Consider the following 19,668-nt stretch of genomic DNA (forward strand, 5'->3'; position numbering starts at 1 on the left):
CGCGCTACGTCCGGGTTATTGAGCAGGTAGTAAACTGCATCATCTCGCCCAGGGTGCGCGTCACCTGCTTGAGGGCGTACTCGACGGCGGAAACGTCGCCGGTTAGCACCACGGCGCCGGTAAAGCGGTCAAGAAAACCGATCTCCACCGCGCCGGATTTGGTGGCGATATCGCAGGCGATAATCGACGCCTCGCTGGGCGTAATGGTGAGGATGCCGATGGCGGAAACCGCATCCTGCAGGCCGAGCTTCTTAAAGAGATCTTTCCCGGGGTTGGCAATCAGGTGCGCGAGGGTCACCTGTTTCCCGGGAACGTATTCCTGAATCATGCGATCCGTGGTCGGCTGTCTTTCCATTATCCCTCCACCATCTGTCGCCACATGGCTTCATGCGGGCGCGGGATCACCGAACGGTAAACCAGCAGCCCTTTTTCGCCCGCGCTTTCGCTGGCTACCGTGACCGCGTTGTTGACGTCGGAAACGTCGCCCGCCACCACCATGTAGCATTTACCGCCGATGCCGAAGGCCATATGCACCCGCACCAGCGTGACGTTTGAGCCTTTTACCGCCCGATCGGCGGCGCTGATGCAGGCCGCAACGCTCCAGGTTTCAACGATGCCGACCGCCTGGCGCTTGTCCACGCTGTTCAGGCCGCTGATGGCCGGAAGGACGCTGGGGTGAATATTCGCCAGCACCAGGCTGTCGACGAGCATTTCGCCGGCCTGCGAGGCACCGGTTTCAATAGCCTGCTGGATAGCGCCGATATCCCCGCCGAGCATCAGTAAAAACTTACCCGGGCAGATAGTCTTGCTGATCAGCAGATTGACGTTGGCGCTTTTCAGCATCGCATCGCCGAGTTCCATTCCTTTGGCAATGCTGGTGAGTTCTAAAATTCCTATAGCCTGAGACATGGTTAACCTCTTACCACCGTGATGGCCTGTTCGCTGATGGCCGCAACCACGCCGTCGATGCTGGCGTGAATCGGCGCGCCTAATGCGCCCGCCGGGATATCGGCAACGCATTGCCCGCACGTAACGCGCGCTCCCACCGCAACGTTCGCTACCGCGCTGGCGCCGATATGCTGGCGCAGCGGCAACGTCACGGTTTCTACTGCCGGTTCGTCCTCCACCAGCGGCGCCTCCTGATACCAGGGGCTCAGCCCCAGTTTGGCGATCAGCCGCTTCACCGGCACCAGGCGATATTTCGCCATTTCATCGGCCGGATAGAGCGGCCCTTCGTAGCGCTGGTTTTGTGCCCGCAGCTCGCGTTTGAGCATGCGGTTGATGCGCATCGGCGAGATCCCCACCGGGCAGGCCACGCTTTCGCAGACGTTGCACTCCGAGCAGGTGAGGGCGCTCAGCAGCAGCTGCGGCGTGGCGGCCTGATGAAAGTTCACCGCCCGCACCAGCAGGTGCGGAGAGAGTTCGTGGCCGATCAGATGCCGCGGGCAGAGATCGGTACACAGTCGGCACTGCTCGCAGACGGTACGGGCCACGGAAAGCACCGTGCGCTCGTCCTGCATCCGCCGCTGGATAAGCGGATGGCTTTTCGGCAGCACCAGCAGGCCGCCGGTGGTTTTGGTTACCGGGCTATCGAGGGAGGTAATCAGGCCGCCCATCATCGGGCCGCCGTTAATAAAACCGGGGTCGTCGACCGTCGCGCCGCCCGCCAGCGCCAGCACTTCGCGCAGCGACATGCCGATGGGGACGGTGACGGTCAGCGGCCGGGCGACCGCGCCGTTAACGGTCAGCGTACGGCGGGTCACCGCAAACTGCTGCTCAACCGCGCGGGCAATATTGAGCACCGTTTGCACGTTATTCACCACGACCCCGACGCTGGCCGGCAGCGCGGCGGGCGCGACCCGGCGACCGGTAGCCAGCCAGATAGTCAGCACCTCATCGCCTGCGGGATAGACATCGGGCAGAATATGCAGGCGAATACCGGCAGGCAGCAGCGGGGTGAGCGCATCGATAGCCCGGCGGTACTTCTCTTTCAGGGCAATCACCCCTTCGCGCGCGCCGGTTGCCGTCATCGCGTACTGCACGCCGCGGACAAGACGCGCAGCCTGCTGCCACATCAGCTGCTGGTCGACCTTGAGCATCGGTTCGCACTCGGCGGCGTTCACCAGAAAAATCTCTACCTGCGCCTGCAGCTTCACGTGGGCGGGAAACCCCGCGCCCCCCGCGCCGACCACGCCCGCCGCGCGCACGCGCTCGCGGATCTCCTCGGCGCTCCAGGCCATTTCAGCAGCGTTGACGGCGGTACTCATAGCAGCTCCTCCAGCAGTTCCTGAATCTCCCCGGCGCTGGCCGGGCGAGGATTGGTGCGTAGCGTCACGTCAGCCAGCGCGGCCTGCACCATCGCCGGAATACGCGCTGAGTACTGGGATCGTCCCTCTTTCAGCGCGACCGCCATTGACGGCAGCGCGCAGCGCTGCTTGAGCCGTTCGATTTGCTGGATCAGCGCATTGATCGCCGTCATATCGCTGGCGTCTGCCGGACAAAAGCCGCAGGCTTTGGCCAGCCGCGTGTAGCGTTTTCCGGCGCGCGGATGACCGGCGTTAAAGCGGATAACCGCGGTTAACAGCAGCGCGTTGGCCAGCCCGTGCGGCAGATGGAACTGCCCGCCAAGCTGGTGGGCGATGGCGTGGTTAAGCCCCAGCCCCGCCTGGCTGAACGCCATCCCGGCAAGCGTTGAGGCATTGTGCATTTTCCCGCGCGTCGCCACGCAGTCGCCTTTTTCCACCGCCGTGGGCAGATATTGAAACACCAGCCTGGCGGCTTTTTCCGCCAGCGCGTCGGTAAAGTCGCTGGCGTGCGGAGAGACCCACGCCTCCAGCGCGTGGGTCAGCACGTCCATGCCGGTGTTGGCCGTAATCTGCGGCGGCACGCTGACCACCAGATCCGGGTCAAGGATCGCCATATCGGGATAGAGCGCATTGTCGAACAGCGGATACTTGATGCCTTTATCCGGGTCGCTAATCACGCAGGCGCTGGTCACTTCCGAACCGGTACCGCTGGTGGTTGGTATCGCCACGCAGGTTTCGATATTGATGCCGCTCTGCTGGCTAAACCAGACGATGGCTTTCGCCGCGTCCATCGCCGAGCCGCCGCCGAAGCCGATGACCACCTGCGGCTGCAGGGCCTGCATTTGCGCAATGCCCTGCACCACGGTATGGATAGTGGGGTCCGGGGTTATCTCGCTAAAGACGCTGATGCGGTTATCTGCGGGCAACGCCTGGCGCAGGGTTTCCAGCAGCGGCGAGCGCGCAAGAAAGCCATCGCAGATGATCCAGATGTGCTTGTGGGTAAAGCGCCTGAGCACCGCCAGGCTACCCTGACCGCTGTACAACCGCGTTTGTAGTGAGAAAGTCTTCATCGCGACCTCGGTTAGCGAATGGAAAAGCCGTTGGTCAGCACGCAGCGACGGGAACGGGCAAACGTGCGCGCCGAGGTTGTCCCTTCACCGGTCGGCGTGGCGATAGTAAAGGTGGTAAAGCCTTCGCCGCCGACGCCAATCCCGGCATAAGAGGGGCCGTTCTTGACGAATATCGAGGTTTGCAGAGTGCGGGCCGCGAGGTTCAGGCGCGAGACATTTTGCGAGTGCATAATGGCGGTATGATGCAGCCCCTCTTCAACCTTCAGCGCCAGCGCCAGCGCGCTATCGAAATCGCTGACTTTCACCACCGGCAGCATCGGCATCAGCTGCTCGCTGGTGACCCACGGATCGTCGGCGTTAACCAGCGCTATCAGCAGACGCGGCGCTTTCGCCGGAACGGCGATGCCGGCCGCTTCCAGCATGGCCGATGGGCTTTTGCCGACCAGTTTCTTATTCGCCTGGCCCTCTGGCAGGCAGGCGGCGCGGAGTTTGTCGGTATCGGCAGGGCTCAGCAGCAGCGCGCCGAAGGTTTGCATTTGCTGCACCAGACGTTCGGCGACGCTCTCCACCACAATCAGGCTCTTCTCGGCAATGCAGGGCAGGTTGTAATCGAACGAGGCGCCGTTGATGATATCTTCCGCCGCTTTGACCAGATCCGCCGTTTCATCGACGATGCAGGGCGGGTTGCCCGCGCCGGCGCCGATCACTTTCTTACCGCTCTTCATGCCCATCGCCACAATGCCGGGGCCGCCGGTAATAGCGAGGACCGCAATGCGCGGATGGGCCATCATCTGCTGGGTGGCTTCAAACGTCGGTTCCGCCACGGTGACCACCAGATTGCGGATGCCGCAGCAGCGGAAGGCAATCTCTTCAATCATGCTAATCAGCTTCAGAGAGACCTTTTTTGCTCCCGGGTGCGGGCTGAAATAGACGCTGTTGCCCGCCGCCAGCATGCTGATGCTGTTGTTGATGATGGTCTCCGTCGGGTTGGTGCTCGGCGCGACCGACCCGATAACGCCAAACGGCGAATACTCAAACAGCACCATGCCGCCGTCGCCGGTCAGCGCGGTGGTGGTGAGATCTTCCACGCCCGGCGTGTTGTCCAGCGCAGCCTTGTTTTTCAGTAGCTTATCTTCTTTGTTGCCCATCCCCGTTTCATTGGCGCTCTCTTCCGCCAGCGCGGCCAGGTGCGGCGTCAGCTCCTGACGCATTGCGCTGATGATGGCGCTGCGGGTTTTCAGCGGGCACTGCTGATAACGTAAGAACGCCTGGTGCGCGGCGTCGATAGCCTCGCTGACGGACTGAAAAATCCCTTTGCCCTGCGGCTGCTCCGGCGTTTGCCCCGGGGTTAACTGTTCGCTAAGAATGGTGCGAATAAGGGTTTCGAGTTCGGAAGTATTCATTGATGAGTTCCCACGTTAATGGCCGCGATGGCGGCCAGTGCTATGTCCATGTCCTGCTCAACGCTGCCGCCGCTGATGCCAAGACCCCCGATTAATAAGCCGTCGCGCCACAGGGCGTAACCGCCGCCAAAGGTGACCACTTTTCCCTGTAAATGCGTTTCGAGGCCATAAAGCGCGGCGCCCGGCTGAACGGCGTCGCTCAGCTCATGGGTCGCCGTTTTCATCGCCACCGCGGTCCAGGCCTTTTTCGGCGCCAGCTCGCTGCTGACCAGCAGAGCGTCCGGCATCCGCCAGGTCACGGTTTCGGTGCCGTGCGCGTCAACGATGCTGATCACCACCGGCACCTGTAGCTGCTGCGCGCGCTCAACGGCGGCGCGGGTGAGCTGGTGCAGATCGTGGAAGGAGAGGGCCACGGGCGTCGTCTTCTTGCTGCGGCTCGGCTGGCTGGCGGCCAGATAGCGCCGGCTCACTTCGCGGATGATGTTGTTCTGGTGCGCATCGCTATCTTCCGCGCGCGCCAGGGCGTACAGGCAGTCTGATAAGCGATTGATGTAGCGCATCAGCACCTGGCGCACGGTGACTTCCGCCGCCAGCTCAACCAGCCGGCGTTCGGCCCGGCGGGCCAGCGTGCGGGCAAAATGCAGGCGGCTCGCGGCTTCGCAGCGGCCGGGTAAAATAAAGCTGTGCAGCGGTTCGACGCGGGCCATGGCCCGATCGATAGCGGCTTCCAGAGCGGAAATCTCTTCGCTGCTGATGTAGCGCTGTTTCGGCGACGGCCGTTCGCTGTCGCTGGCCAGTTCTGCGCTAAACCAGAAAATTTGCTGCTGGATAGCTTCGAGCAGGGCGCGGTGGTGTTCATCCGCGGCGGCGCAGGCGCACAGGCTCAGCGCGGCGTTGAGCTCATCCAGCGTGCCGTAGGCTTCAACCCGCGGGTGGGTTTTGCTCACCCGCTGGCCGGTAAAGAGTGAGGTGGTGCCAGCGTCGCCCGTTCGGGTATAAATCGCCATAGTCGCTCCTTAACGTGAAAGCGTATCGACAATGCCGACAACGGCGAGGTCGATGGCCTCGTTTGGCCCGGAAAAAACGTGCCTGGCGCTGGAGCCGCCGCTGAGCAGCACCAGCTCGCCAACCCCCGCGCCGACGGAATCCACGGCGACTTCATCGCCGGAGGTCGGCGAGGCGGGGAGCTCGCCATCGGCGCTGACCCGCCGCACCAGCAGCAGCTTTTTGCCGACCAGGGAAGGCGATTTTTGCGTGGAGACAACCGCGCCCGTGACTCGTGCCAGATGCATGATTTACTCCTGCTTAATGAGTTCAATATTCCGCGCCTGCGCCGCGTCGCGCGCCAGCGCGGTTACGAGGCATTTGCGGTGGATAACCAGGCGCCCCTGGCCCAGCGGCGCGACGTCGCGATAGCTCAGCACCGGACCCGCGTGCAGGGTCAGCGGCACTCCGCGCTCGTCGGTGAAGTTCACCGGCAGGCGGGCCAGTTTTTTAACCGGGATAACCGGCAGCAGCTGGCGGTGCAGGGTGAGCTGTACGCGGAGGCCAAAAGCCAGCGCGTCGTGAATGTTGCGGGCCGCGGGATCGTCGGTTTCCGCTTCCGTCAGCTGGCCCAGCAGCGGCAGGTCGACGAGCAGAATGCGCAGCGACGCGTGCTGGCAGAACAGGCTCCGGCAGTCGGCATCGCGCAATTGCGCCACGCTCAGCGTCGCCGTGCTATGGGCGCGACGCTGCAGCCGGGAGACAATCTCCTCCACGATGCGCTGCAGAACTTCGCCGTTCATCGCGGGCCTACCAGCCGGGCAAAGACCTGCGGGTTATCGGCGCCGGCGGCGTTGGCTTCATCGGTATCAATGTGCATTTCGAGGCGCATATCCGGCGAAACGCGAACCGCCACGTTGTTGAAGAGCAGCCCGCGCGCGTCGCCTTCAATAGCCACCGAAACTCTGTCGCCGTGGGCGACCCGCAGGATCAGCGCATCGAGCGGCGACATATGAATATGCCGCTGCGCGACGATAACCCCTGACGCCAGCTCCAGCTCGCCAAAAGGGCTGACCAGGCGGATGCCCGGCGTCCCTTTCAGATCGCCGGACATCCTCAGCGGCGCCGCAACCCCCAGGGTTCGGGCATCGGTACGCGAGATTTCCACCTGGCTTACCGAGCGCAGCGGACCGAGCAGGCGCACATTTTTAAGCTGCCCCTTCGGCCCCACCAGGGTGACGGTTTGCTCCGCGGCGTACTGTCCCGGCTGCAGCAGCGCCTTTTTCTCGCTGATGGGATGGCCGGGGAACAGGCGTTCGTAATCCGCCGCCGACAGGTGGATATGACAATTTGAAACCCCCAGCGGGATGGGCCGTAGCCGCATCTCGTCGAGAACTTTGCTGACCGTTGATTCCAGAAGCTGTTTATCCATTACGCTTCACCTCGCTTGCCGGGATGAATGCAAAGCGAGCGCGGCTCACCCTTCTGGCGTGGACATTTTGGATCGAGGCACAGGTTGCAGCTGACCACGCCGTGTTGCTGGGGAAGCTCTTCTGCTGGCGCTGGCGAAACGACATCAGCCGTCCCTGACGCTTCAGGTTCAGGTTGCATGACGGAGGGCGGGGGCGCCTCCGCGCGCAGGATCCCTTCTCCGGGCCTGGCGATGACTTTGTGGGCCACCAGGCCGTTTCGCTGCCCGGCAAACTGTGCGCCGGTGGTGATGGCCGCCTGCACGGAGGCCACATCACCGGTAATTTTAATCACCGTCCAGCCTGAACCATTGGTCTTTTCGAGGGCGACCAGCGTGATAGAAGCGGATTTCGCCATGATATCGGCGCAGCTGATAGCCAGTGCCAGACCACAAACTTCAAGTAATCCCAGTGATTGCTTCACGCGGTGCTCCTTATTCGCCATCAATCAGGCTGATTTCGGTAAAATGGCCTCAACGTCGCTGTGCGGACGCGGGATCACGTGGCAGGATTTCACTTCGCCCACCGCGCTCGCCGCCGCGCTGCCCGCGTCTACCGCCGCTTTGACCGCGCCGACGTCGCCGCGCACCATTACGGTGACGAGGCCCGAGCCAATTTTTTCGTAGCCGACCAGCTGCACGTTGGCGGATTTCACCATCGCATCGGCGGCCTCAATGGCGCCCACTAACCCTTTTGTTTCAACCAGTCCCAGTGCGTTATTCATCCTGCTGTTCTCCTGTTGCTTCGCTATTCAGATCCCGGAAAGGGATCCCTTTGACCAGCCGTGCCGCGTTATTACCGGTGTTGCGTTGGGCCTGACTGTCCTGATGATGCATCAGCGTAAAAAGCGGCGCCGATGCGGGTAAATTCTTGTAGTGCACGACCAGCGTATGGCGGTCGCAGGCGATGCCCACCAGCAGCGGCGAGCTGCGCGCCGCCTGCCAGGCGCTGTCCACGACCTCTCCGGCCGGGTGATGCTGGAGCCGGAAAGGGATACCTTCCTCTTCGATACCCAGCAGCACTTCGCGCCACATGCCGTCGCAGCCGTCGATGACGGCGATCGCGATGGCCGGGGCGCTGTGATTACCGTTCATGCGCAAACTCCTTATGCCAGGAGAGAATCAGGCCGGTGGCCACCGCGTTTCGGGGGCCCTCGCTGCCGCGAATATTTCCCCGTCCGGCAACCAGGCGGTAGTGCGCCAGCGCATCGGTGACCAGCTGCGGGACTTCGAAATCCAGCGACGAACCGCCGACCAGCACCACGAACGGAATATCGCGAATGTTGCCGGTGGGGCTGACCTGACGCAGCGCGCGCAGGGCGTTGGTGACAAAGACCCGCTCTTTGGCGCTGCGGCGAATGGCGCGCACTTTTTCCAGCGCTAAATCGCCGGGCAGCGGCACCAGTTCGTCCGCTTTCACCACGCAGACGCGGGCGAACACGGCGGGCGGCAGCGGCGTGGAGAAGAACTGCACGCTGCCGTCCTCGTGGCGTAAATGGAACAGGCTTTCCACCTTGGCCAGCGGGTACTTCTTGATCTCTTCCGCCAGATAGCGGTCTTCCAGCCCCAGCTCGCGGGCAATAATCATCGTCACCATGTCGCCTGCGCCGGCGAGGTGGGTGGCGATGATGTCGCCTTTGGGGTTGATGATGGAGGCATCGGTGGAGCCCGCGCCGAGGTCGAGGATCGCCAGCGGTCGGGTGGTGCCCGGCGTGGTCAGCGCCCCCAGGATGGCGGCTTCGGCCTCTGCGCCGCCGATCTGCACGTCGATATTGAGCTTCTGCTCGATTTCGCGGGCGATCATTGCCATCTGCAGGCGATCCGATTTCACCATCGAGGCGATGCCCACGGCCTGCTCCAGCGAGAACTCCCCGGCCAGACCGCCGGTGACACTCACCGGTACCGAGGTATCAACGGCCAGCAGGTCCTGAATAAATATTTCGCTGCTCGGCTTGTTGGTCAGCTCGGCCATGGTCTGGCGCACGTGTTCCAGCATGCCGCCGATATTGGTGCCGGACTCGCCGGTGACGTTATCGAGCCTGCCGCAGCCGTCGACCGCTTTCATGATGGCTTCGGCGCCGGCGGCCACATCCACGCGCACGCTACGGCCCTGGGCCAGCAGCTCAAGATTACCGGCGGGTATCGCCCGCGCTTTGACGTCGCCGGATGGCGTTTTGACCACCACGGCGGAACGGTTGCCAATCAGCGCCCGGGCCATCGGGACGATGTTTTTCGTCTCCTCGGGGCTGAGGTTAAAGACGGTGGCGATGCCGTAAGGGTTAGAGAGGGTTTCGATGACCTTCCCCGGCACGGCGACCTCAATCGCCGCCAGCATCCCCAGCGGAATGCGGTCGATGTACAGCACTTCGTCAACGATCGGCAGCGGTTTTTCCAGCCGGTTGCTGACCAGTACGCCATCGTCGCGCTGCAAAATGACGCCGGTAATCTGATACCCGGCGCGCAGGGAAGCGTTAATCACGCTGGCGATATCGGCAAAATCGAACGCCGACGACACCACCAGGATATAGGGCGCGTCCGCCGGGCGGGTTAGCAGCTCCTGCGGCGTAATGGTGATGCCTGTGCCAAGCCCCGCGCCGCCGGGCGTTTTCGGGTTATGGCCGATCATGGTCGATTCGGTGATGATGGTTTCGGTAATGGTTTCCATCGCCACATCGCCAATCACCGGCGTCGCTTCGTTGATGCGGATGAGCGAAATATCGCTGACGGCGATCCCGGCGCCTCTGGCGACGAGGGCGAGCGCCTCCTGAATCCCGAACACGTTACGCAACGTGCCTTTGATTCCGGTGGTTTCCGCCAGCGCGCTGTGGGTTATCGTCAGCGCGCCAGCCTCATCCAGGGTCGCCAGGGCGACTTCCGTCGATGAGTTGCCGATATCAATGCCAGCTATATATCGCATCACATACCCCTTTTCTCGTCGTACTTCAAACTGCCTTTTTGTTGGCTGCGTTCTTTCACCCGAATCACTTACTACAGTAAGCTCATCGGGGTTATGAGGGACATCCCTGTCCCTCACTAAAGCCAGCCTATGGCTGTTCAAATTCGTTCCAGACGAATTTGTCACTCACTTGCCGCCTCAATGCATCTCGAATTACTTAGAGAAGTTAATCGTCGCCTTTGAGTTTTTTACGCTCGACGTACAGCGTGGCCGCTTCGCGAACGAAAGCGGCGCAAATCTTCGCCTGATAGCGGCTTTCGAGATCGTCGGCGATCGCCAGCAGCTCCTCTTTCGTCGAGCGATAGGGGCGGAGGGCGTTGTAGATTTCAAGAATGCGATCGTCCGGTACCGCGGTCAGCTCGGCGGCGCGCTCGAAGTTCATCGCCAGCCGGTCGCGGCCCGCGTCTTTGGCAATAGAGGCCTGTAAGCGCAGGGTTTCCGGGGTAATACGCATATCCTGGGCGGTGACTTTATTGCTCAGCACGTTTTCCAGCGTAAAGTCGTCCAGCGTTTTATTGGTGGCGGTTTTCACCCATTCCGGGTGCTTGTTCGCCAGCGGGTAGTCGCTGACCCTGGCGCTACGGGACGCGCCGCCAGCCGCGGGAGCCGCCGCAGGCGCCTCGCCCTGCAGGCTGTTCATGCGGCTCAATACGTCGCGTACCATCGATTCAATTGCGTCGGTATTCATGGAGTTATCCTTTATCAAAGCGCCACGCGCAGTTCCTGCGGGTTTTTGCCCGTCACCACGTACTTGGTCTCTTTAATGTGCAAAATGGCCGATTTCGCCTGGTACTTCGGCCGCGCCATCTGGTCATTCAGCGTCGGGACCGGCTGCGGCGATTCGCGTTTCGCATAGCGGGCGGCGTTTTTGCCGATCTGGCGATAGGTTTCCAGGGTCAGCAGCGGCGCCTGCGGGAACAGCTCCAGGTTAGAGAGCGGCGGCAGCCCCTGCTGGTGGATCACCGTGGTGCCTTTCGACTGGATGCCGATAGAGATGCCGGAGCCGCTCAGGCGATTGCCTTCAACGGCGACGAAGGCCACGTCGGAGGATTTAAAGCAGCGAATCACGCGCGCCTTAATGCCCTCTTCTTCAATACCGGCAATGACTTCGCGCAAAATGCTCTTATGCGGGATGCCGACGATATTGACGGTCTGCGCCAGGCCGAAAGCCGGGCCGACGGCGATAATCACTTCGTCCTGCTGGGTGCCCTGACGCGCTTCGCCCACTTCCGTCAGGAAGCCGTCGCCGGCGGGCGGCGTGGCCTGGGGCGCCGCGGAGGCCGCCGGCGCATTAAACGAGACCGGTTTATCGCTGCCCTTCATCTCGCTGAGCACGTCTTCTATTATCTGGCGCAGCAATTTTTCATTAATTTCCATTTCTCACCCCTTAATCAATCTCGTTGGGATCAAGAGCGCCAGGGATGTTTTTAATCTCTTCCCAGCGTTCGCCCTGCAGGCGATAGCCCGTTGCCGGACCGGCATAGTCGTTGACATCGTTGACGGCCGACAGTACCTGCCCGTCGCCGACGATAATCGCGGAGGTATGCAGGTAGTCCCCGGTCAGCTTGGCTTTCTGGATGTTGAGCATGTCCTGGGCCACGTCGGTGAATCCGCCCTGCGCCAGCGCTTTCACCACTTCCAGACCGTTGCGGTTTTTATTGATGATTTCCTGGGCGAACTTGATGTCTTCGACGATGTTGCGCTCCGGCATATCTTTCGAACCGTGGGCGTAGGTCGCGGCTTCAACTTCTTCATCGGTAATCGGCGGCAGCCCCATTCCGGCAAACACGGCCTGCAGCGCGCGGGCGGCTTTGTTACGGATGGCGATGACGTCCTCTTCGCGAACCGGACGCAAACCGCCGTCCACCTTCAGGTCGCGCTGGATGACGTTGTAGTCGTCAAAGTCTTCGGCATCTTCGTTGGAGCCGGCGAACATGTTGTCGTAGTTCGGCACCGCGGAATAACCGGAGGAGATAAAGTCGGTGCCCGGCAGGAACTGCATCAGCAGGCGCGCGGTACGACGCATATCGGAGTGGGTGAAGGTCTGGTCGTTGCTGGAGGCGCACTCCAGATCCAGCGACGAACAGATCAGGTTTTCCGCCAGCACCGCGCGAATGCCGGAAGGCACCGCAGACGGCACGCCGATGCAGCTGACGGAACCGTTTTGCAGACCCTGTACGCCCGCGGCTTTGGTGATGTAGATGCAGCGCGCTTCCAGATAAAGCATGGATTTGCCTTCGGCGTAGCCCATCTGCACTTCCGAGCCGGAGCCGGAGGTAAAGCGCATTTTCAGCCCGCGAGAGGCGTAGGACGAGGCGAGGAAGCCCTTCGACCACGGCGTGTCGTCGCCGTCGGTAAAGACCGGCTCGGTGCCGTAGACGGAGATGGTTTCGGCGTAGCAGGTGTGGCCCAGCATGCCGAGCTTCAGCTCGGTGGCTTCTTCCAGCGAGCACTGCGTCAGCACGCCCGGACGGCCTACCTGCGAGCCCACCAGCAGCGCGATGGCGTTGAACGGCGCATAGCGCGCTACCGCAACGGTGGTTTCCTGTTCGTCAAATCCGCGCCATGCCCCTTCGGCGGCGTCGGCGGCAATCTGTACCGGGTTATCTTTGACGTTGGTGACGTGCGCCTGCTGGGACGGGGTGCGGCGGGCGCGCATTTTCTGCATCGCCATCATCATCTCGACGACGTTCATATGCGAAACCACTTCGACAATTTTCGCCGGCGTCATCGCGGTGGTCAGCGGGACGATTTCGCTGCGTTTAACGTTCGGATCGCACAGCATGTTGGCCAGCTTGACCGAATCCATCGCCATCACTTCTTCGGCGCGGTTCAGGTTGATACCGTAGCGGGCGATAAAGTGGTCGATCAGGTCAAAATCGCTTACCGGTTTCCCGTCCAGCTCGGTCACCGCGCCGTTAACGATTTTAATCGACGGTTTCGGGTCGTTCGGGCTTTCCATCGCGATAAAGCCTTCTTCGATCCACTCCTTAACGAAGCCGTCCTGATTCACAGGGCGTTTCGCCAGTGCTTCAAATCTTTTCGATCTCATGAATCAGCCTCGTGGGTATCAGATGTAGGACGGGCGATCGTTTTTCGGTTCAGCACCGAGGGTCGCAAGGACGGTTTTGCCGATTTCGCGCGCGGAGGTGACCGCCTGGCGGACCGCGCCGGAGTCGCCGGAAATCACCAGAATGGCTTCGTTACTGAAGCTGGTGCCGTGCGCCGGAGAGCTATAGGCCACGACTTCCACGTTGGCTGACTTCAGGGCGGTATCGGCCATCAGCACGCCCACGGAGGCCGGTGCGCCGACGATGATGCCGCAGGCCCGGCCAATCGGCGCGCCGAAGGCTTTTTCCAGCGCGTAGCTGGCGCGAGCGGTGTACTGTAGCTCGATATGCCCGGCTTCGTTGCCGTAAACATCGCCAAAGGTGCGGTCGAGCTCTTTCAGCGCGACTTCGATACCGCGCTTAACGTCGGAAACGTCGTTACCGCCCAAAATAATCAGCGAACCGTGGCCCGCTCCGCCTTTGGTATCGCGCGGCAGCTCAATGCTGACCACTTCGGTATTGGTGGCTTTCACCGCTTCGTCCGCCGCCATAATGTGCGGGCCTGCGCCGGTGCGGGCGCCGAGAATGCCGATGGAGCGATAGCGCTTTTCAAGCTTCATCGCATCCAGCAGGGCGGTATCGACGTTGGCGATAACCAGACCCAGGGTGTCGCCAATGGCGGTCCCGACAAATTCCGTTAAACTGCAGCTTTTTTCTGCCATAGCCGTCTCTCGTATTGGATGGTTTTCAGTAGGGATGGCCTGCTGTTCCGGCGTTGCCACGCGGGCAATCACCTGAGCCATGATCTGTTCCACCAGCTCATTGCTGCTCATTGGCTAATTCCCTTCGGTAAGATTTTTTCTACATCGGTGTGGGGGCGTGGGATGACGTGTACGGCTTTCACTTCACCCACGTTACGTGCGGCGGCGGCCCCCGCATCGGTGGCCGCTTTTACCGCGCCAACGTCGCCGCGTACGATGACGGTCACCAGTCCGGAGCCAATCTTTTCATAGCCCACTAACATCACATTGGCTGACTTAACCATTGCATCAGCGGCCTCTATGGCTGCGGTTAAGCCTTTGGTTTCTACCATTCCTAGTGCTTCTTGTTGCATAAAGACCTCGCATGGAGTGTTCCGATAGTTGGGACTATAAGAAGATGCGAGGAAAAAGAATGGCTGACTTGAATTTGATGGTGAAAAAATAGTGGGTATTGAATAATATAAAATTGCTACATGTAAATTTAATCTATTGATTTTAATTGTTATTTTTATTTATTGTTATGTGATTATCTTGTTTTGTATATTCCATATTTACAAATTTGTTCATGACGAATTTAATTTTATCTGCTATGCGAGAAAAACTGATTTGTGATGTTTGTTGGAAAACGATGAGTTGGTTTTAGCAATATTTTTGCATGTCATGGCGATGGCGTAATTGCGAAATCCGCGCGTGAGCAATGCTATTTTGAGTTATTCAATGACAATAATTTGTTATTGATGCCCGAATTTTCCGGGGCCGCCGTCAGCAGGTTGCCAACAATTTGCGGAGCGGAGTTCATATAGTGGTGCCCGTTGTACTCTACTGCCAGCAGGAGGTTGGCTGGTCAGGACACGAACTCTGCTAAGAAGGTGTCACCATGAATGATTCGTTAAAAGCGCAATGTACCGCCGAGTTTCTGGGCACCGGGCTGTTTTTGTTTTTCGGCATCGGCTGCCTGAGCGCGTTAAAGGTGGCGGGAGCCAGCCTCGGACTGTGGGAGATATGCATTATCTGGGGTCTGGGGATCTCGCTTGCCGTCTATCTGACGTCGGGAATATCCGGCGGCCATCTCAACCCGGCGGTGACCGTTGCGTTATGGCTATTTGCCTGTTTTCCCGGGCGCAAAGTCTTCCCCTATATTGTCTCCCAGGTCGCGGGCGCCTTCGGCGGCGCGGTGCTGGCCTATGTGCTGTACAGCACTATGTTTACCGAGTTTGAATCCGCCCACCATATCGCTCGCGGCAGCGTTGAGAGCCTGCAGCTGGCGAGTATTTTCAGCACCTACCCGGCGGCCTCGCTGAGCATCTGGCATGCGGCGCTGGTCGAAGTGGTGATCACCTCCATGCTGATGGGGATGATTATGGCGCTGACCGACGACGGCAACGGGGTGCCGAAAGGGCCGCTGGCCCCGCTGCTGATTGGCCTGCTGGTGGCGGTGATTGGCGCGTCAACCGGGCCGCTGACCGGCTTTGCGATGAATCCGGCGCGTGATTTTGGGCCGAAGCTGTTTACGTGGATGGCGGGCTGGGACGATATCGCGATGACCGGCGGAAGGGATATTCCGTACTTTATTGTGCCGATTATTGCGCCGCTGATCGGCGCCTGCCTCGGCGCGGCCATCTATCGTTATCTGATAGGAAATAACTTACCGTGTAATACCTGTAAATTAGAGGATTAATGCATCCGCTGAAATAGCGAAAAATTTTCATGAACCGGTATCACGAACTGGCCAAAAACGTCTCCCACGGATGGGAGACTTTTGCTATCGTAATATTCTTTTATCGTTGGCGGTAAATGATGATGAAAGGAAGTGAATATTAAAGAAATGTTTTATTTATAACAAAAAATTAACTGAGAGGTTTTATCATGATTTCTGCGAGCACACTGAACTCAGAACTCATTAATAAAATCGCACAGGATTTTGCGCAGGCCACCAGTCTGGCGGTTGTGGTTGTCAATATTCACGGTGATGAAATATCTGAACTGTTTAACTTCACTCCTTTCTGCCAGCTGATGCGCCAGCACCCTCAGCACAGCACCCGCTGCCGGATGAGCGACCGCTGCGGCGGCCTCGAGGCGTCAAAAACCGATCAGCTCTGTATCTACCGCTGCCACGCCGGGTTAACCGATTTTTCCATTCCTCTGGTTATCGCAGGGCACCTTGTGGGCTTCGTGCTATGCGGGCAGGTGCGCTTAAGCAACGATGTAGAACTGGTGGATATCCTCAACGTGGACGACGGCTGGCAGGCGGACCCCGAGCTGCTCAACGCGTTCCGCGACGTGCCGGAGATGGACTACTCCAGAGTGATTGCCTCCGCGGATTTACTGAAGCTGATCGTCGAGAACTGCCTGAAAAAGCAGCTCAACTTTGTGGTGATTAAAGATAATCCCCAGCAGCCGGAACCCGCGCGCGCCAGCCGGGTCGCCAGCCCTCACGACAGCAAAATGAAGAAAGCGCTGCGCTACATTGACGCCCATTTATCCGACGAGCTTCGCCTGGAAGACGTCGCCGCCCACGTTTATCTCAGCCCCTATTACTTCAGTAAGTTATTTAAAAAATATCAGGGTATCGGTTTTAACGCGTGGGTGAACCATCAGCGGATGGTGAGCGCCAAAGAGCTGCTTTGCCACAGCGACTGGAGCATCGCCAGCATTGCGCGGAATTTAGGATTTTCGCAAACCAGCTATTTTTGCAAAGTTTTTCGCCAGGCTTATCAGGTCACTCCGCAGGCCTATCGCCAGCAAATTAACGCCAGATCACAAACTGAGTCATTTTAAATGACAATATTTTGTTATTGCCGATTTTTGATATGCCCTTGTATCTGGCTCATTCTAAAATGAAAATATCTCATTCAGAGCAATAAATTGTCATAGCGCAACAAAATAATAATGAGAGAACGATAAGCTGCACCAGTTTTTATTTATTTGATGGGATAGAGTGATATCCGAAATGGCTTTCAGCGCGCCATCGGCGTAATGAAACGGCCTTGGTAATTAAAAATTAAACACGACGGGAGCCATCCAGCTTCCGTAAGATATTCCGGAAATCATGCGAGCCGGGCAGTCCCGCTCGAATCATGACGGACTAAACCGACAGGCGCCAGGGAAGGGGGTGTGAATCCCCCGCAGCCCCCGCTGCTGTGATGCTGACGAACCCATATTTAGCCACTGATCTGCTTAGCGGATTGGGAAGGATGGGAGAGGACGACGCTAAGCCAGAAGACCTGCCTGTCGGTAACAATCAACAACTTCGGTGGGAAGTGGGTTGCTCAGATGCGTACAGTCGAAAGACTGGGAATGCACGCAGCCCTACCACCCGGCACAGGATCGGGGTATGGCAGCCAGGCAGCACGCATTTATTCTCGCAGGTACCGGCAGCGGTTGTGGTAAAACCACCGTTACGCTTGGTCTGCTCAGCCTGTTGAAGCAGCGCGGTATGCGGGTTCAGCCCTGCAAAGTCGGCCCGGACTACCTCGATACCGGCTGGCACACCGCCGTCAGCGGCGTCGCTTCCCGCAACCTCGACAGCTTTATGCTCCCGGAACCGGTGCTCAATGCGCTGTTTTGCGAACGGATGCAGCGGGCGGATATCGCGGTCATTGAGGGCGTGATGGGACTGTATGACGGCTTCGGTACCGACCCTGGCTACTGCAGCACCGCCGCGATGGCTAAACAGCTCGGCTGTCCGGTCATTTTGCTGGTAGATGGCAAAGCGGTTTCCACCTCCATCGCCGCCACGGTGATGGGATTTCAACACTTCGACCCCAGCCTGAATATCGCCGGCGTTATCGTTAATCGCGTCAACAGCGAATCCCATTATCAGCTTCTCAAAGGCGCCATTGAACGCTATTGCGGGCTGCCGGTGCTCGGCTACGTACCGCGCGTGGAAGGGGTGGCGTTACCCGAACGCCATCTGGGGCTGGTCACCGCCCGCGAGTCGCTGGTCAATCAGCAGCCGTGGCGCGATTTTGCCCAAACGCTGACGCAAACGCTGGATATTGAACGGCTCCTGGCTCTTAGCCAGCTCACCGCCCTACCCGCCGGGGAGTGGCCCCCGCTGCCGTCGCCCGACGCCGGCGCGGGCCTGACGCTGGCGCTGGCCGACGACGAAGCCTTCAACTTTTACTACCCGGATAACCTTACGCTGCTTGAGCGCTGCGGGGTGAATATCGTGCGCTTCAGCCCGCTGCGCGATAGCGAGCTTCCGCCGTGCCAGATGATTTGGCTCGGCGGCGGCTATCCGGAAATTCATGCCGCCGGGCTGGCGGCCAATACGTCGATGCTGGCGCAGCTGCGGGAGGCGCACCGGCGCGGGGTGGCGATTTACGCCGAGTGCGGCGGTTTGATGTATCTCGGCAGCACCCTTGAAGACGCCAGCGGCGACATCTATCCGATGGCCAATCTGATTCCCGGCCACAGCAAGATGGGCAAACGGCTTACCCGCTTTGGCTACTGCGAGGCGCGGGCGATGCGGCAAACGCTGCTGGCGGCGCCCGGCGAAACCCTGCGCGGGCATGAGTTTCACTACTCGGATTTTACCCCTGAGATCCCGGCGGTCCTGGCCTGCCGTAAAGTCCGCGACGGTATGACCCTTCAGCAGTGGTCGGGCGGCTGGCAGGTGGGCAACACGTTCGCCAGCTATCTGCACCTGCACTTTGCGCAGCGTCCCATCATGCTCAACCACTGGCTGGCTGCGGCAAGGAGCGCGCTATGACGCTGCTGGCATGGGGCGTTGCCTGGCTCCTCGATTTTATCATCGGCGATCCGCAGAGCTGGCCGCATCCGGTGCGCTGGATAGGCAACCTGATCGCCGCCGTTCAGCGCGGCGTGCGCCGCTATTGCCGCAGCGATGTCGCCCTGCGCGTCGGCGGCGCCGTGATGTGGCTGGTGGTGGTCGGGCTAACGTGGAGCGTCTGCTGGGGCGTGCTGGCGCTGGCGCGGACGATTCATCCGTGGCTTGGCTGGCTGGTTGAGGTATGGATGATTTTCACCGTGCTGGCCGGACGCTGCCTGGCGCAGTCGGCGCGGGACGTCGAGCGCCCGCTGCGCGCGGGGGATCTGGCGGAGAGCCGTATCAAGCTGTCGTGGATCGTCGGGCGCGACACGTCGCAGCTTGCGCCGCAGCAGATTAATCGCGCGGTGGTGGAAACCGTCGCGGAGAACACCGTCGACGGCATTATCGCGCCGCTCTTCTTTCTGCTGCTGGGCGGCGCGCCGCTGGCGATGGCCTATAAAGCGGTCAACACCCTGGATTCGATGGTCGGCTATAAGCACGAAAAATATCGGGCCATCGGCATGGTCAGCGCCCGCCTCGATGATGTCGCCAACTTTATCCCCGCCCGCCTGAGCTGGCTGCTTATCAGCCTCGCCGCTCTCCTCTGCGGTGAAGCGGGCGGCCGCGCGCTGCGCATCGGCTGGCGCGACCGCTACAACCACAGCAGCCCGAACTGCGGCTGGTCGGAAGCGGCGGTCGCCGGGTCGCTCGGCATCCGGCTTGGCGGCCCTAACGATTACTTTGGACAGCGCGTGGAGAAACCGTGGATCGGCGACGCGACGCGCGATATTTCCGTAGACGATATTTCCCGAACGATTCGACTGATGTGGGTGTCTTCGACCCTGGCGCTGGCGCTGTTTATGGCGGTCCGGTACTGGCTGGTCGGCGCTGCCTGA

Annotated in this window: 22 protein-coding genes and 1 riboswitch; of the genes, 4 read left to right on the forward strand and 18 right to left on the reverse strand. The window is 60.2% G+C overall.

The features are described 5' to 3' along the window. Positions 1-4: 4 nt before the first annotated feature. The 18 genes from pduU to pduA form a co-directional block, all read right to left on the reverse strand. Positions 5-355 carry a propanediol utilization microcompartment protein PduU gene (pduU, locus tag ACESQ2_RS12905; RefSeq protein WP_000441103.1) on the reverse strand — a complete coding sequence of 117 codons (351 nt, stop codon included), beginning with the start codon at positions 353-355 and terminating at the stop codon, positions 5-7. Then, on the reverse strand, positions 355-909 hold the full coding sequence (gene pduT / locus ACESQ2_RS12910; RefSeq protein WP_345911578.1) for a propanediol utilization microcompartment protein PduT: 555 nt from the start codon (positions 907-909) through the stop codon (positions 355-357). Before pduT ends, pduU begins: the two co-directional genes overlap by 1 nt. A 2-nt stretch (positions 910-911) precedes the next feature. Beyond that, positions 912-2,267 carry a cobalamin reductase PduS gene (pduS, locus tag ACESQ2_RS12915; RefSeq protein WP_373170629.1) on the reverse strand — a complete coding sequence of 452 codons (1,356 nt, stop codon included), beginning with the start codon at positions 2,265-2,267 and terminating at the stop codon, positions 912-914. Continuing rightward, positions 2,264-3,376: a 1-propanol dehydrogenase PduQ gene (gene pduQ, locus ACESQ2_RS12920; RefSeq protein WP_049072015.1), complete on the reverse strand. Its 1,113-nt coding sequence runs from the start codon at positions 3,374-3,376 to the stop codon at positions 2,264-2,266. The genes pduS and pduQ overlap by 4 nt, the downstream gene beginning before the upstream one ends. 11 nt (positions 3,377-3,387) lie before the next feature. Then, positions 3,388-4,779, reverse strand: coding sequence for a CoA-acylating propionaldehyde dehydrogenase PduP (pduP, locus tag ACESQ2_RS12925; protein WP_373170632.1), 1,392 nt, complete (start codon positions 4,777-4,779; stop codon positions 3,388-3,390). Continuing rightward, a complete protein-coding gene (pduO, locus tag ACESQ2_RS12930; protein ID WP_373170634.1) occupies positions 4,776-5,786 on the reverse strand; it encodes a two-domain cob(I)yrinic acid a,c-diamide adenosyltransferase PduO in 1,011 nt (336 codons plus the stop codon). The genes pduP and pduO overlap by 4 nt, the downstream gene beginning before the upstream one ends. A gap of 9 nt (positions 5,787-5,795) precedes the next feature. Next, complete coding sequence (gene pduN, locus ACESQ2_RS12935) at positions 5,796-6,071, reverse strand: propanediol utilization microcompartment protein PduN (protein WP_004133641.1); 276 nt, start codon at positions 6,069-6,071, stop codon at positions 5,796-5,798. A 3-nt stretch (positions 6,072-6,074) separates the two neighbouring features. Then, positions 6,075-6,566, reverse strand: a complete 492-nt coding sequence (pduM, locus tag ACESQ2_RS12940; protein ID WP_049072011.1) for a microcompartment protein PduM — start codon at positions 6,564-6,566, stop codon at positions 6,075-6,077. Further along, the gene (locus ACESQ2_RS12945; RefSeq protein ID WP_373170636.1) at positions 6,563-7,195 is read right to left on the reverse strand and encodes a phosphate propanoyltransferase; all 633 of its coding nucleotides are present in this window, start codon (positions 7,193-7,195) and stop codon (positions 6,563-6,565) included. The genes pduM and ACESQ2_RS12945 overlap by 4 nt, the downstream gene beginning before the upstream one ends. Further along, on the reverse strand, positions 7,195-7,677 hold the full coding sequence (locus ACESQ2_RS12950; protein ID WP_088167888.1) for a BMC domain-containing protein: 483 nt from the start codon (positions 7,675-7,677) through the stop codon (positions 7,195-7,197). Before ACESQ2_RS12950 ends, ACESQ2_RS12945 begins: the two co-directional genes overlap by 1 nt. Before the next feature lie 3 nt (positions 7,678-7,680). Further along, positions 7,681-7,956, reverse strand: coding sequence for a propanediol utilization microcompartment protein PduJ (gene pduJ, locus ACESQ2_RS12955; protein ID WP_004853788.1), 276 nt, complete (start codon positions 7,954-7,956; stop codon positions 7,681-7,683). Continuing rightward, positions 7,949-8,326, reverse strand: a complete 378-nt coding sequence (pduH, locus tag ACESQ2_RS12960) for a propanediol dehydratase reactivase beta subunit PduH (RefSeq protein WP_049072005.1) — start codon at positions 8,324-8,326, stop codon at positions 7,949-7,951. Before pduH ends, pduJ begins: the two co-directional genes overlap by 8 nt. Next, positions 8,316-10,148 carry a propanediol dehydratase reactivase alpha subunit PduG gene (gene pduG / locus ACESQ2_RS12965; protein WP_014226638.1) on the reverse strand — a complete coding sequence of 611 codons (1,833 nt, stop codon included), beginning with the start codon at positions 10,146-10,148 and terminating at the stop codon, positions 8,316-8,318. Before pduG ends, pduH begins: the two co-directional genes overlap by 11 nt. 205 nt (positions 10,149-10,353) lie before the next feature. Next, entirely contained in the window at positions 10,354-10,875 is a 522-nt protein-coding gene (gene pduE, locus ACESQ2_RS12970) for a propanediol dehydratase small subunit PduE (RefSeq protein ID WP_004133648.1), read from the reverse strand. A 14-nt stretch (positions 10,876-10,889) separates the two neighbouring features. Then, positions 10,890-11,564, reverse strand: a complete 675-nt coding sequence (gene pduD, locus ACESQ2_RS12975) for a propanediol dehydratase medium subunit PduD (RefSeq protein ID WP_004853784.1) — start codon at positions 11,562-11,564, stop codon at positions 10,890-10,892. A gap of 10 nt (positions 11,565-11,574) precedes the next feature. Next, positions 11,575-13,239, reverse strand: a complete 1,665-nt coding sequence (pduC, locus tag ACESQ2_RS12980) for a propanediol dehydratase large subunit PduC (protein WP_004105132.1) — start codon at positions 13,237-13,239, stop codon at positions 11,575-11,577. 18 nt (positions 13,240-13,257) lie between these two features. Beyond that, positions 13,258-14,070, reverse strand: coding sequence for a propanediol utilization microcompartment protein PduB (gene pduB / locus ACESQ2_RS12985; protein ID WP_004205485.1), 813 nt, complete (start codon positions 14,068-14,070; stop codon positions 13,258-13,260). Next, positions 14,067-14,351, reverse strand: coding sequence for a propanediol utilization microcompartment protein PduA (gene pduA, locus ACESQ2_RS12990; RefSeq protein WP_001183618.1), 285 nt, complete (start codon positions 14,349-14,351; stop codon positions 14,067-14,069). The genes pduB and pduA overlap by 4 nt, the downstream gene beginning before the upstream one ends. Before the next feature lie 524 nt (positions 14,352-14,875). Between pduA and pduF the strand changes: the two genes are divergently transcribed. From pduF to cbiB, 4 genes are all read left to right on the forward strand, one after another. Beyond that, on the forward strand, positions 14,876-15,676 hold the full coding sequence (gene pduF / locus ACESQ2_RS12995; RefSeq protein WP_373170643.1) for a propanediol diffusion facilitator PduF: 801 nt from the start codon (positions 14,876-14,878) through the stop codon (positions 15,674-15,676). Between the two features lie 188 nt (positions 15,677-15,864). Further along, on the forward strand, positions 15,865-16,776 hold the full coding sequence (gene pocR / locus ACESQ2_RS13000) for a regulatory protein PocR (protein WP_014226637.1): 912 nt from the start codon (positions 15,865-15,867) through the stop codon (positions 16,774-16,776). Between the two features lie 300 nt (positions 16,777-17,076). Next, positions 17,077-17,245, forward strand: a riboswitch (cobalamin riboswitch). A gap of 87 nt (positions 17,246-17,332) precedes the next feature. Then, the gene (locus ACESQ2_RS13005; RefSeq protein WP_224384800.1) at positions 17,333-18,712 is read left to right on the forward strand and encodes a cobyrinate a,c-diamide synthase; all 1,380 of its coding nucleotides are present in this window, start codon (positions 17,333-17,335) and stop codon (positions 18,710-18,712) included. Beyond that, positions 18,709-19,668, forward strand: a complete 960-nt coding sequence (cbiB, locus tag ACESQ2_RS13010) for an adenosylcobinamide-phosphate synthase CbiB (RefSeq protein ID WP_224384799.1) — start codon at positions 18,709-18,711, stop codon at positions 19,666-19,668. Before ACESQ2_RS13005 ends, cbiB begins: the two co-directional genes overlap by 4 nt.

The organism is Klebsiella sp. Q11 (assembly GCF_964241505.1).
Classification (GTDB): domain Bacteria; phylum Pseudomonadota; class Gammaproteobacteria; order Enterobacterales; family Enterobacteriaceae; genus Klebsiella; species Klebsiella michiganensis.